The organism is Herbaspirillum sp. Her4 (assembly GCF_057961335.1).
In genome coordinates this window covers 2,829,875-2,842,623 of sequence record NZ_CM176330.1, presented here as the reverse complement: position 1 = coordinate 2,842,623, position 12,749 = coordinate 2,829,875, and the positions used below count along the sequence as shown (strand labels likewise).

The 12,749-nt window shown below is 65.1% G+C and carries 10 protein-coding genes; 2 read left to right on the top strand and 8 right to left on the bottom strand.

The window, feature by feature from the left end; translation table 11 throughout:
* The first annotated feature begins 99 nt into the window (after positions 1–99).
* Positions 100–1,659, top strand: a complete 1,560-nt coding sequence (locus ACWFUC_RS12810; RefSeq protein WP_134221869.1) for a sensor domain-containing diguanylate cyclase — start codon at positions 100–102, stop codon at positions 1,657–1,659.
* A gap of 3 nt (positions 1,660–1,662) precedes the next feature.
* Entirely contained in the window at positions 1,663–2,025 is a 363-nt protein-coding gene (locus tag ACWFUC_RS12805; protein ID WP_039786081.1) for a hypothetical protein, read from the top strand.
* A gap of 57 nt (positions 2,026–2,082) precedes the next feature.
* On the opposite strand, the gene ACWFUC_RS12800 is transcribed toward ACWFUC_RS12805, so the two are convergent.
* The 8 genes from ACWFUC_RS12800 to ACWFUC_RS12765 all read right to left on the bottom strand — a co-directional run bounded on the left by ACWFUC_RS12800 (position 2,083) and on the right by ACWFUC_RS12765 (position 12,686).
* Positions 2,083–3,555 carry an ABC transporter ATP-binding protein gene (locus tag ACWFUC_RS12800; RefSeq protein WP_489625066.1) on the bottom strand — a complete coding sequence of 491 codons (1,473 nt, stop codon included), beginning with the start codon at positions 3,553–3,555 and terminating at the stop codon, positions 2,083–2,085.
* Positions 3,552–4,379, bottom strand: coding sequence for an ABC transporter permease (locus ACWFUC_RS12795; RefSeq protein ID WP_489625065.1), 828 nt, complete (start codon positions 4,377–4,379; stop codon positions 3,552–3,554). The genes ACWFUC_RS12800 and ACWFUC_RS12795 overlap by 4 nt, the downstream gene beginning before the upstream one ends.
* Positions 4,376–5,356 (bottom strand): ABC transporter permease, encoded by a 981-nt coding sequence (locus tag ACWFUC_RS12790; RefSeq protein WP_489625064.1) that lies wholly within the window; start codon positions 5,354–5,356, stop codon positions 4,376–4,378. Before ACWFUC_RS12790 ends, ACWFUC_RS12795 begins: the two co-directional genes overlap by 4 nt.
* On the bottom strand, positions 5,347–6,924 hold the full coding sequence (locus ACWFUC_RS12785) for an ABC transporter substrate-binding protein (protein WP_489625063.1): 1,578 nt from the start codon (positions 6,922–6,924) through the stop codon (positions 5,347–5,349). The genes ACWFUC_RS12790 and ACWFUC_RS12785 overlap by 10 nt, the downstream gene beginning before the upstream one ends.
* Before the next feature lie 11 nt (positions 6,925–6,935).
* Positions 6,936–9,053 (bottom strand): TonB-dependent siderophore receptor, encoded by a 2,118-nt coding sequence (locus tag ACWFUC_RS12780; RefSeq protein WP_310160570.1) that lies wholly within the window; start codon positions 9,051–9,053, stop codon positions 6,936–6,938.
* 275 nt (positions 9,054–9,328) lie between these two features.
* Positions 9,329–10,315 (bottom strand): magnesium and cobalt transport protein CorA, encoded by a 987-nt coding sequence (locus ACWFUC_RS12775; RefSeq protein WP_121038628.1) that lies wholly within the window; start codon positions 10,313–10,315, stop codon positions 9,329–9,331.
* A gap of 30 nt (positions 10,316–10,345) precedes the next feature.
* Positions 10,346–11,236 (bottom strand): DMT family transporter, encoded by an 891-nt coding sequence (locus tag ACWFUC_RS12770; protein WP_039786234.1) that lies wholly within the window; start codon positions 11,234–11,236, stop codon positions 10,346–10,348.
* A gap of 46 nt (positions 11,237–11,282) precedes the next feature.
* A complete protein-coding gene (locus ACWFUC_RS12765; protein ID WP_489625062.1) occupies positions 11,283–12,686 on the bottom strand; it encodes an MFS transporter in 1,404 nt (467 codons plus the stop codon).
* Positions 12,687–12,749 lie beyond the last annotated feature (63 nt).

Here is a 12,749-nt window from a genome sequence, read left to right as displayed (position 1 = left end):
GGACATCCCTGATAGACGTGCCCAACAGCTTCAACAACAATGCAATCGGGCAAGAAAGGTGCCGGGGGGGAAACGCCGTTTCCGGGGGAAAGCGACAACATGCCAGAACAAAGAATTCAGCGCGCATCCAAGACGGCCAAGCTGTTCGTGGTCGTGGTCTGTCTCATCATCGTGGTACTGGAGGCCTGGTCGGCCTGGCGAGCCTATGAAGTGGCCACCGACGAGGCCATCCGCAATGCCTCCAACATGGCGCTGGCCCTGACCCAGCATGCCGACCAGTCCTTCAAGGAAATCGACGTGGTGCTGCTGGGCATCCAGGAGCACATGGAATATGACGGCCCCGGCGTGGCCGGCCGTCGCCGCACCCACGAATTCATGGTGGCCTCGGTGGCCGCCGTGCCGCAACTGGCCGGGCTGATGGTGTATGACGAAACGGGTCTGGCCATCGGCACCTCGCAAGCCACCCTGGAGCACCGCTACATCCAGGATGATTATTTCCTGCATCACCAGCGCCTGCGCACCGACCAGGCCTACATTGGCAAGCCCATGCGCAGCCGTACCAACGGCCAGTGGATCGTGACCATGAGCCGCCGCATCAACCATGCAGACGGCAGCTTTGCCGGGGTGGTGGTGGCCGATGTCGATCTTTCCCACTTCCAGCGCTATTACGAACAGTTCGCCATCGGCCGCGATGGCGCCATCCTGTTCGGACTCAAGGAAGGTACCGTGATCTACCGCCAGCCGCTGCTGAGCTATTCGATCGGGCTGGACATCTCCAAGTCCACGCTGGTCACCAATTACCTGAGCAAGGCCGAACAAGGCAGCTTCGAGTTGCGCTCGCCGCGCGACGACATCGTGCGCCTGACCAGCTTCCAGCATTGCAGCCTGTATCCCTTGTTCGTGGCGGTGGCGCTGGCCAAGGACGACGTGCTGGAAGACTGGACGCGGCGCGTGTGGATCCGCGGCATCGCGGTGATGCTGTTGCTCATCATCATCGCCTATGGCGGCAATCGCCTGGTGGCGCAAGTGGCCGGGCGCGAGAATGCGGAGCTGGAAGCCATCACCGCGCGGACCGAACTGGAACGCCTTTATCGCACCCTGGAAGCGCAGTCGCAGAAGGATGGCCTGACCGACGTCTTCAACCGCCGCTATTTCGATGCCGCCCTGACGGCTGAACTGGCGCGCCTGAACCGCTCCGGCGAATCGCTCTCGCTGATCATGGTGGATGTGGACCATTTCAAGCGCTACAACGATACCTACGGCCACGCTGCGGGCGACATCTGTCTCAAGCAGGTGGCCGCCGCCCTCAACAGCGTGGCGCGCCGCCAGGGCGACATCGTGGCGCGCTACGGCGGCGAGGAATTCGCGCTGATCCTGCCCAATTGCAATGCCGCCAGTGCCAGCGCCATTTCCAGCCGCCTGGTGCAGGCCGTACGCGCCCTGAACATCCCGCACGAAGGCAGCTCGGTCGGCCATGTCACCATCAGCGTGGGCGCCGCCAGCCTGGCCAGCGGCAAGGGTGCGCAGGTCGATGCACGCGAACTGATCGACACCGCCGATGCCGCTCTCTATCGCGCCAAGGAGCAAGGCCGCGACCGCGCCATCCAGCATGACTATCCCCGCCTGTCCGTGATCTCCGACTATCCTGGCCTGAGGTGAACGATGCGCTGCCTGATCCGCTACCAGTTGCGTGATGAAGCCAGTCCGGCCCATCACGAATTCATCACCGAAGCATCCGATGCCGAACAGGTGATCCGGCACCTGACCGAATTCCTGCATCCGGAGGTGGTGTTTGAATTTCTGCCCATGCAGCCCGGCGGCAAGGACAGCATCACCCAGCTGCGTGCGCGCATGGCGCATGCGCGCGATTATCTGGAACAGTATTGCGGCTTGCAGAGCCTGTCCTACATGCTTCTGCCCGAGGGCGCGACCTCGGCCCAGGGCAAGTGGAACAGCGTGCTGTTGAGCGGCCAGATGGCCTCCGGATCACTGCACCCGGAAGGCCGCGACGAAGACAGCGCCTGAGCGGCCGGCGGTCAGCGCCCCGCTGTATTACGCCAGGCTCAGGCTGTATTGCGCCACTCAGGCAGGCTGCGCCGCCGGCCCCAGGTGCAAGCGGCGATCCGCCACACAACGCACGATATCGGCATCGTGCGTCACCAGCAGCACGGCACTGCCCGCCTGCCTGGCTTCTTCCACCAGCAAGGCAATGACTTCCTGTTGGGTCAGCGGATCCAGGCGCGAGGTCGGTTCATCCGCAAAGATCAGTGCCGGCTGCATCAACAGCACGCGCGCCAGCGCGATGCGCTGCAGCTCGCCGCCCGACACCTGGCGCGGCAGACGCTCCAGCAGTGCGGGCGAGACACGCATGCGTGCCAGCAGCGCTTCCAGGCGCTGCCAGTCGAGGCCGTGCAGGCGCACCAGATCGCGCAGTGACTGACGCAGCGTGACGGCGGGCGCGAACGCTGCCGCCGGATCCTGATAGATCTTCTGGAAGGCGGTAAGCGCCAGGCCGGGAGCGCGCGTGACCTGCCCGGCATCCGGCGACAACAGGCCCAGCACGATGTTGCCGAAGGTGGTTTTGCCGGCCCCGCTGGGTCCGCTGATGGCGACGATTTCGCCGGCATGGATACGGGCACTGACATCGCTGAACAGCGCCTGCTGGCCGAAAGTCTTGGCCACCTTGCTGACCTCGACGATCACCGGTGATGAAGGGCCGGCGCTCGCCCCAGTTGCTACCGGTGGCGTCCAGCAGGCCGGATCCGCCGCCAGCAGGCGGCGCGTATAGGCATGCTGTGGCCGGGCCAGCAGCGCGTCGGCCGGACCGCGTTCCACCAGGCATCCGTTGAGCATCACCGCCAGTTCACCGCCCAGCGCTCGCGCCAGCCATACATCATGGGTGATGCACAGCAGGCTCATGCCCTGCTGCTGCGCCGCCTGCAGCAAGGCCAGCACCTCGCCGCGCCGGTCCGCATCCAGCCCCTTGGTCGGCTCATCGATGATCAGCAGCGGTGCGCCAGCCGCGTGCGTGGCCAGGAAGGCTACACGCTGCGCCATGCCGCCCGAGATCATGAAGGGATACTTGTCGGCCGCGTCCTGCAGCCCCAGGCTGGCCAGTGCCTGCCCGGCCAGGGTGCGCGCTTCTTTGCGTGCAGCGCGCAGGCTGTCGTCCTGGGTATCGGCGGCGGGATGGCTGACCAGTTCATAAGTTTCGGCCACCTGGCGCGCGACCGTCATGGTCGGGTCCAGCGCCAGCCAGGGTTCCTGCGGCAGCAGCGCAATGCGCCGTCCCCAGCCGCGCTGGCGCACGGCGGTATCGGCCGCATCACTGCGCTGGCCATCGATCTCGATCTGCCCGCTGCAGCGCAGGCTGCCCGGCAGATTGCCCATGATGGCCTGGGCCAGCAGCGACTTGCCCGAACCGCTCTCGCCCAGCAGGGTCATCACCCCGCCGCGCGCAATGGAAAAATCGATGCCCTGCACCAGCGCGCTCTGGCCGTGCCAGACGGACAGGTCCTGCACCCGCAAAGCCGCATCCGGGGAAAGTGTGTTCATGCCTGTCCCTTCTGTGGTGACAACAACAGCAAACCCAGCAAGGTGAGGAACAGTACCCCTACCGGCGCACCCAGCAGCCACGGCGCCTCGCGGTAATACGGCAGCAGTTCGATCATCATCACGCCCAGTTCCGGCGTGGGCGGCTGCAAGCCGACGCCAACGAAACCAAGTGCCGACATCGCCAGCACCGCCCCCGCCAGCCCGAAGCGCATCAGCGTGAACAGGCGCGGCAGGAGTGCCGGCAGCAGGTGGCGCCGCACGATGTAGCCGGGACCAAATCCCAGCAAGCGCGAGGCTTCCACCTGCGGACTCGCCAGCAGGATGCGGCTGGCCGCACGCACTACGCGGAAATATTCGACCCACAAGGCCAGCGAGATGCCGACATAGAGCGGCCAGAACCCGCCCGGCGCAAACGCCGCCAGCAACAGCACCAGCAGCAGGCCCGGCAAGGCCAGCACGGCGTCCGCGAAGGCCGCCAGCACGCGCTCGATCCAGCCGCCGCACCACGCCGCCAGCAAACCGATGAGCACACCGGGAATGGCTGCCGACAGCACGCTCACCACCGCCAGCGACAGCGACAGCCGGGTGCCGTGCACCAGTCGCGCCAGCATGTCGCGGCCGAGCTGGTCATAGCCCAGCGGATGGGCCAGGCTGGGTGCTTCCAGAAAGCGCGCCAGTTGCTGGCGCGCCGGATCGGCATCGATCAGCAAGGGTCCCAGCCACGCGAACAGCACGATCAGCGCCAGCAGCAGTACGCCTGCGATCTGCGCGGTGCTCCAGCGCCGCGCCTCGGGTTCAAGCAAATAGTCGGAAGACAGGCTCATGGTCGGCGACGCGGATCGATGAAAGCGCAGGCGGCATCCACCAGCGCGTTGAAAAGAACGAAGAGCAGGCCCAGCACCAGCGCCGTGCCCTGGATCATCGGCACATCGCGTCCGAAAATGGCATGCACCAGCGCGTGGCCGATGCCCGGCCAGGCGAAGATGGTTTCCACCAGCACCACACCTTCGACCAGCATCACCAGCTGCACGCCCAGATAGGCCGTGACCGGCGCAGCGACATTGCGCACGCCATGGCGCAACAATGCCTGCGCGGGAGTGAGGCCCTTGGTCAGCGCGAAAGCGAAATACTCGGAGCCCCGCACCTGCACCATGGCATCGCGCGCCACCCGGCAGGACACCGCCGCCAGCCCCAGGGCCAGCGTCAGTGCCGGCAGCAGGATGCCGCCGTGGTCGGTGTGCCCGGCCGCCGGCAAGGCGCCCAATTGCACCGAGAACAGCAACACCAGCACCAGTCCCAGCAGGAAGGACGGCAAGGCCCGCAACAACACCGACACCGCCAGCGTGGCGCGGTCCAGCCAGCCACCGGGATGCAGTCCCGCCAGCACACCCAGGGTCGGACCGATCAGCAGCGACAGCACCATCGCCAGGAAAGACAGGCGCAGCGTCGGGCCCAGCTGATGCGTGATTTCCACCAGCACCGGCAGTGCCGTCACTTGCGACACGCCCAGGTCCAGATGCAGCAGGCGGCTCCACCACTCGCTCAAGGCCATGAACCAGGGCTGATCAAGGCCCAGTTCGGCGCGCACGGCCAGGGCCGCTTCGGTGGTCACCATGTCGTAGCCATAGCGGCCGGCGGCGATGCGATAGGCCATGTCGCCGGGCAGCAGGCGCGTCATGAAGAAGCACAGCGTGCCGACCAGCAGCGCCACCAGCGCTGCTTGCAGCAAGCGCTGGCCCAGGGCGCTGGCCAGTCGCCGGCGCGTGGCCGGGGGTAAGGTCAGGAGGCGGGTCAGGTCCATTGCAGGGAAGCGATGCGGTAACTGCGTTCAAAGGGATCGATGCTGGCACCGCGCAGGCGGCGGCTGACGGCGCAGGTCTGGCGATACCAGACCACCGGGATCACCGGCAACTGCTCCTGCAGTACCGCCACGATGCGCGCGCGTTCGGCGCGGCCGCTGTCGGCCTCACCGGCCGGAGTGGCAGCCAGTTTGGCCAGCAGGGCCGGCACTTCCTGGTTATGCCAGCCCATGGCACCCCAGTCACCGCCCTGCGGGCCGAAGTCCTGCAGGAGACTGGCCACCGGGTCGGGCAGGTTGCCGTAATTGCGAGCGGCCAGCGCCATCTGCAATTGGCCGCTGCGATGGCCGGCGGGAATGTCGCTGGAATTGCCGATGGTCACGCGCACGGCGATGCCGATCTGGCGCATCTCTTCCTGCAAGGCGGTGGCGATCAGCGGCAACTCGGGACGGTCCACAAAGGTGGTCAACGTCAATTGCAACTTCTGGCCGTCCTTCCAGCGTGTGCCATCGGCACCGAGACGCCAGCCAGCCTCTTCCAGCAGGCGGCGGGCCTGCTTCAGATCGGTATGCAGGGGCGGCAGGCGAGTGTCATGCCAGCGTGCCAGCGAAGGCGGCAGCAGTTGCGTGGCCCCGAGGTCGGCATCGCGCAGCAAGGCACGTGCGATGCCCTCGCGCTCGATGCACAGGGCAATGGCGCGGCGCACGCGTACATCGGCCAGGAAAGGATGACCGGCATTGAGCTTCAGGAGAGTGGTACGCGGCAGCATGGCCGACAGCAGCACGGCACGCGGACTGTCCTGCAAGGCGCGGATGCTGGGGGGATCGAGCGAGAAGGCCAGGTCGGCCTGTCCGCTCTGGACCAGCAGGGTGCGCGTTTCCGCACGCGAGACGCTGATGTAGCGGGCCCGCTGCACCGCCCTGCCCGGCGCGGCCTCCACCCGTTCGGCATCGAACTGCTGCGGCAGACTGATGGACGTGATGCGAAACGGCCCCGTACCGAGAATGGCCACCACATTGCCCTGCGCATCGAAACTGGCCGGGGCCAGGATCTGCGTGGAGTAATGCGTGAGCAGATAAGGCAGCGGACCAAAGGGCTGGCGCAGGGACAGTACCAGTTCACTTTGCTGTACAGCCATCCCGGTGATCCCTGCCAGTTGCAGTACACCTGGCCGGACAGCGGCGCGCTGCAGACAGGCCAGGATACTGGCGGGCGTGACGTCGCTGCCATCGTGGTAGCGCCGTGCACGTGGCAGGGCAAAGCGCCATTGCAGGCCATCGGCACTGACCTGCCAGCCCGTGGCCAGTCCCGGCCGCAACTGGCCGGCATCATCGACTTCCAGCAGGGTCTGCAGCACCTCCATGCGGGCGAACATGTAGCCGGAGCGCGAAGGGTCGAGCCCGGTGAGTTCCCACGGACCGACCACGGTCAGGACATCGCTGCCGGTTTGCGTGATGGCGTGGGAATGGGGCCCGGCCTCATCGCCATGCGCCCATGCCAGCGGCCACGGACTCGCTGCCAGCAGCGCCAGCAAGGCGCGCCGGCGCGGCGCGGGGGGTGGACAAGCCAAGTGGCGCTCCTTCAGAACTTGACGTTGAGCGCCAGCGTAGCGGTACGCTCATCACCCGGCATGATCCATACGTTGCTGTAGGAGCTGCTGTAATACCGCTTGTTGAAGAGATTGTTCACGTCCAGCGACAGCTTCATCTTGGGCGTGAACTGCCAGTAAGCCAAGGCACGCGCCGTCACGTAGGCGGGCAGCTTGAAACTGCCGGCCTGGTCACCGGTACGGTTGCCCACGTAGTTCAGGCCACCACCGATACCGTAGGGCGAGCCACTTGCGGACGCATCTTCAAACACCGCCAGTACACTTCCCGATACACGCGGCACGTTGATCAGCCGCGAGCCCACCGTCAGGGTGTTGTCCTTGCTGACGTAAGCGTCGGTATAGGCAAGGTTGCCGGTCAGGCGCCAGTGGTGGCCCAGGCGTGCGTTCGCATCCAGCTCCACGCCCTTGCTGCGCACTTCGCCGGCGGCAATCGAGAAGGACGGATTGGCCGGGTCGGTGGTCAGCACGTTCTGCTTGGTGATGTCAAACACGGCCAGCGTCGCGCCGCTGCGCTGGTCTTCACTCTGGAACTTCAGGCCGATTTCGGCGGCGCGCGAAGTCTCGGGACTGAAGGCGTTGCCGCTGACATCGCTGCCGCTGTTGGGACGGAAGGATTTGCTGGCGCTGACGTAAGCTGACCACGCAGGCGTGAACAGATAGGTCAGGCCCAGGCGCGGGGAATAGGCGGTCTTGTCCTGGCGGGTGGTGGTACCGGTGCGCAGGTTGTTGAGCGTGGAGCGGAAGCCGTCGGCACGCAGGCCGGCCAGCAATTTCCAGCGATCGCCGAGACTCACCTGGTCCTGCAGATAGAGCGCGGTGCTGATCTGGCGTTCGCTGGTATCGGTGTTGGGCGCGGGTGTGGGCTGCGGCTGGCCGTAGACCGGGTTGTAGATGTTGAGCGCGTAGGGCGCGGCAGCGGTCGGGTTCACGCGCAGCATGCGCTGATCCAGCGTCAGCCAGTCCACTTCCGTGCCCACCAGCACTTCATGCTGCATGCCTCCGGTCTGCAGCTTGCCGCCCAGTTCCGCCTGCAGCGACGTGTCGTGCCAGCTGTAATCGCGGTAGCGGCGCTGGCGGCGCAGGGTGGCGTTGTCGGCCTGCAGGGCCGAGGCTTCGGTGGAGTAGCCATCCAGCGTGCCATCCTTGTGGAACACGCCGGTGCGCAGATGCCAGTTGTCGTCCAGGCGATGCTCCAGCGTCAGCAGGTGGTTGGTGTTCTGCATCTTGATGTCGCCATCGCGCGGCTCGCCCAGGAAGCGCGAGACCGGCAGCACGCCCAGATTGCCGTTGACGGCCACGATGCCGCGATCCAGCGGGGCCTTCTGGCGCAGGTATTCGCCTTCATAGTTCAGGATGGTCCGGTCGCTGAGCACCCAGGTAAAGGCCGGTGCCAGGAATTCGCGGTCGCTGCTGACGTTGTCGCGGAAGCTGTTCTTGTGCTCGAAGGCCGCATTGAGCCGGTATGCCACTTCGCTGTTGAGCGCGCCGGTGGAATCGACTGCGCTGCGGTAGCCGCCGCGGCTGTCCACCGACAGATCCAGCGAATTCGCACTCTTGAACTGCGGCTTCTTGGTGACCACGTTGATGGTACCGCCCGGCTCGCTGTTGCCGTACAGCGCTGCGGCCGGCCCCTTGAGGAAATCGATGCTCTCGACATTGGCGGTATCGCGCGGGGGCGCGTAGCCGCGATTGGAGGCGAAGCCATTCCAGAGAATGTTCATGCCGCCATTCTCGCTGCCGGAAAATCCACGGATCGAGTAGTTGTCCCACAGCCCGCCGAAGTTGTTCTGCTTGGCCACGCCGCTCACGTAAAGCAGCACATCATCCAGGCGCGTGGCGGCCAGGTCATCCATCAGTTGCCGCGAGACCACCTGCACCGACTGCGGCAACTCCTGCAACGGGGTCTCAGTCCGGGTGGCACTGGAGGTGGTGCTCTGGCGGTATTGCTGGCGTTCACCGGTACCGGTGACCACTACCTGCCCCAGGCCCTTGTCGGCGCTGGCGTCGTTATCGGCGCTCCAGGCCAGTTGCTGGCTCTGGCCCATGGCGAGCGCGCCCAGCACGGCGGCCCGCAGTGCGGTCATTTTCATCTTTTCCCTTGTGATGTCGTTGTGCTGCGGCTGGGTACGTGGCTGCCTGACCGCGATGGAGTGACCGTCGTGCGCGGTCAGGGCGGGATTCTAATGCAACTTTGTTGCACTTATCAAGAAGAATGAATCGCATTCAGGACGCGAGTCCGGATTCGGGGGACAAGATGTGGCCACCAAGAGACGCCGAGAGCAGTGTAGCGATGCAAACGAGCCGGCGGGTGCGACATATTGCCGCACCCGCCGGAGGTCTTTACACAGGTTTCAGAAAAAGCGCTCTAGAGCCAGCCCGCCTTGCGCAAACGCCGCCACAGCAGCGTGCAGGCGGTGATGATGCCGCCCAGCACCAGCGGGAAGCTCCATTGCCAGGACAGCCCCGGCATGTGCGCGAAGTTCATGCCGTAGAGGCTGAAGATCATGGTCGGGATGGCCAGGATGGCACCCCAGCCGGCCAGGGTCTGCACGATCTCGTTCTGGTGGATGGTGACCTGGGCCAGGTTGATCTGCACGGCCGACTCCACCATTTCACGCAGGCGGTCGCCGGTATCGATGAAGCGCACCACGTGATCGTAGATGTCGCGGAAGTAGGCCTTGCCCTCCTTGGTGATGAGCCCTTCATGGAAGCGCAGCAGCTGGGTACACACGTCCAGCAGCGGCGTGGCCGCCGAGCGCAGGCGGATCAGCTGGCGCTTCAGCTGGTACAGCTCCTGCAAGTAGGCCTTGCCGCTGAGCGCACCGGGATTGAAGAGCTGTTCCTCGTACTGGCTGAACTTGGTTTCGAGGTCGTCCATGATGGGACGATAGTTGTCGACCACGAAGTCCATGATGGAATACAGCACGAAACTGGGTCCGCGCACCAGGCGCTCGGGCAGCATCTCGCAGTGCTCGCGCACCTTGGCATAGCTGCGCGAGGCACCATGCCGCACCGTGACCACGAAGCGCGGACCGGTCAGGATGTGGGTCTCGCCGAACAGCACTTCGCCGCCGGCCAGCTGGGCCGTGTGCAGCACCACGAAGAGGGTGTCACCGTACTCCTCGATCTTGGGCCGCTGGTGCGCGGCGTAGGCATCTTCCACGGCCAGTTCGTGCAGGCAGAATTCTTCCTTGATCTTGTTCATCAGCTCGACGTTGGGCTCCAGCAAGCCCAGCCAGACGAAGGTGCCCTCTTCTTCCAGCACGTCGCTGATTTCATCGAGGCTGATGTCGCGCAGCTTCTTGCCCTTCTTGTAGACCGTGCAGTTGACGATCATGGCGGGATCGATCATGTCTCTTTCCTGTTCCTGTTTTTTATGAGATCAGCCGGTGCGCCAGCGCAGTCGCTGCTTGAAGACCTGGGCCATGATCACGCCGGCCAGCGTGATGAGCCCACCGATGGCGTGATAGCCGTGCAATTGCTCGCCCAGCGCCACCACCGCAATGATGACAGTGAAGACCGGCATCAGGTTCACGAAAATGGCACAGCGGCTCGCCCCCAGATACTGCACCCCGCGCATCCACAGGAACTGCGACAGGATGGAGGCGGCAATGCCCGCATAGAGCAGGATGGGCAGGTTCTCGCGTGTGAGCGGCGAATGATGGCCCAGCACGTAGCCGGGAAACAGCAGCACCACCGCCATCAGCACCTGCATGTACAGCAGTTGCCAGGTACGCAGCGGCAACGCCCAGCGGCGCAGCATGACGCCATAGAGGCCATAGGCGATGGTGGCCAGCAGCATCAGCAGGTCGCCCGTGACCACGCCCTGGTCGAACAGCGCCAGCGGATGGCCGCGCCCGATCAGCACGGCCAGTCCGAAGAGCGAGAGGATGCCGCCAGCCAGGGTGCCGACCGTCGGCGGTTCAGAGAGCAGCTTGATGCTCAGTACCAGCGTGAGCAGCGGCATCAGCGAGGCGATGATGCCCATGCTGGTGGCCGACGCCGTGGCCGCCGCGAAATACGCCAGGCTCTGGAACAGCACCATCCCGAGCAAGGCCAGCACCAGGATCTTGCCCAGATAGGGACGAATCTGCGCGCGCGCCGCCCAGGTCGGCCGCGCCAGGAAGGGCGACATCAGCAGCGCCGCCAGCACCCAGCGATAGAAGGAAATATCTTCCGGGGCAATCACGCCCGCAGACATCTTGCTGATGACGGTATTGCCGGCCCAGATCAGGACCGCGCCCAGCGGAAACCACAGGGACTTGTACGTCATGGGCTGCATGGTTCTCCTCGTTATGCGTGGGCCTGATGACGCTGCATCAGGCCGGCTTGTTCTCTTGCTGCCCGGCCATCTCGGCCCCGGCGTTGGGTGGCAGCTGGCGCAGCATCAGCAGGGCCAGCGCCGACACTGCCCCCACCACCAGGAAGGCCGGCCAGAAGTCCTGCGCCACCAGCGTGGCATGGCCCTGGAGCTCGTTGGACATCTGCAGCGCAAAACCGGCCAGCACCACGCCCATGCCGATCGACAACTGCTGCGCCACGCTCGCCATGCTGGTGGCCTGGCTCAGGCGGACCTTGTCGACATCGGCATAGGAAATCGCATTGAGGCTGGTGAACTGCAGCGAGCGGAAGCAGCCGCCAACCAGCAGGATGATCAGCATCACCAGATAAGGCGTCTGCGGCGTGAAGGTAGCCAGCGCCCACAAGCCCAGCACGCCCAGCGCGCCATTGACCAGCAGCACCCGGCGAAAACCGTAGCGGCGCAGGAAGCGCGCGGCGATGGTCTTCATGAACATCGCACCCGCAGCCGAAGCGCAGGTCAGCAGGCCCGAATGGAAAGGCGTATAGCCAAAGCCCAGCTGCAGCATCAGCGGCAGCAGGAAGGGAATGGCCCCGATGCCCACGCGATACAGCGAGCCGCCGAAGACGCCGGCCCGCAGCGTGGGGATCTTCAGCAGCGCCAGGTCGATCAGCGGTGCCGTGGCGCGGCGCGCGTGCCAACCGTAGGCGCACAGGAACAGCACACCCGCTACCACGCAGGCCAGCGAGATATCGCCCGAGACCAGGTGACGGCCCGACGTCGCCAGTCCCATCATCAGCAGCGAGCAGCCCAGCGCCGAGAGGATGAAGCCGACGATGTCGAGCCGTGAAACCTGTTCCGCCTTCAGATCAGGAATGAAGCGCGTGGCAAGATACAGACCGAGGACGCTGATCGGAATGTTGATGAAGAAGATCCAGCGCCAATGGAAATAGGTGGTGATGAAGCCCCCCAGCGGCGGCCCCAGTACGGGACCGAACAAGGCCGGAATGGTGAGATAGGACAGCGCCTTGACCAGGTTGACCTTCTCCACGCTGCGCAGGATCACCAGCCGTCCGACCGGCACCATCATGGCCCCGCCTATGCCTTGGAGGAAACGCGCAGCGACGAATTGCGGCAAGGTCGAGGACGCCCCGCAGAGGATGGAGCCCAGCATGAACACGCAGATGGCCGCGCGGAAGATGGTGAGCGAGCCGAAGCGGTCAGCCATCCAGCCGGAAATCGGAATGAAGACCGCCAGCGAAACCAGGTAGGAGGTCAGCGCCAGCTTGAGCGAAATCGGATCGACCTTCATGTCCAGCGCCAGCGCCGGCAGGGAAGTCGAAATGACGGTGGAATCCATCTGTTCCATGAACAGCGCACAGGCGACGATCAGGGGAATGATGAAGGTGCGGGGTATGGGCATCGTCAAGGGTGAGGATTAAGAGTGCGAAGGCGGCGTGCAGCGCGAATGACCGGCAATTGACCG

Coding starts and splice junctions, on each gene's coding strand:
- ACWFUC_RS12810 (WP_134221869.1), top strand. CDS start 100: ATGCCAGAACAAAGAATTCAGCGCGCATCCAAGACGGCCAAGCTGTTC.
- ACWFUC_RS12805 (WP_039786081.1), top strand. CDS start 1,663: ATGCGCTGCCTGATCCGCTACCAGTTGCGTGATGAAGCCAGTCCGGCC.
- ACWFUC_RS12800 (WP_489625066.1), bottom strand. CDS start 3,555: ATGAACACACTTTCCCCGGATGCGGCTTTGCGGGTGCAGGACCTGTCC.
- ACWFUC_RS12795 (WP_489625065.1), bottom strand. CDS start 4,379: ATGAGCCTGTCTTCCGACTATTTGCTTGAACCCGAGGCGCGGCGCTGG.
- ACWFUC_RS12790 (WP_489625064.1), bottom strand. CDS start 5,356: ATGGACCTGACCCGCCTCCTGACCTTACCCCCGGCCACGCGCCGGCGA.
- ACWFUC_RS12780 (WP_310160570.1), bottom strand. CDS start 9,053: ATGAAAATGACCGCACTGCGGGCCGCCGTGCTGGGCGCGCTCGCCATG.
- ACWFUC_RS12775 (WP_121038628.1), bottom strand. CDS start 10,315: ATGATCGATCCCGCCATGATCGTCAACTGCACGGTCTACAAGAAGGGC.
- ACWFUC_RS12770 (WP_039786234.1), bottom strand. CDS start 11,236: ATGACGTACAAGTCCCTGTGGTTTCCGCTGGGCGCGGTCCTGATCTGG.
- ACWFUC_RS12765 (WP_489625062.1), bottom strand. CDS start 12,686: ATGCCCATACCCCGCACCTTCATCATTCCCCTGATCGTCGCCTGTGCG.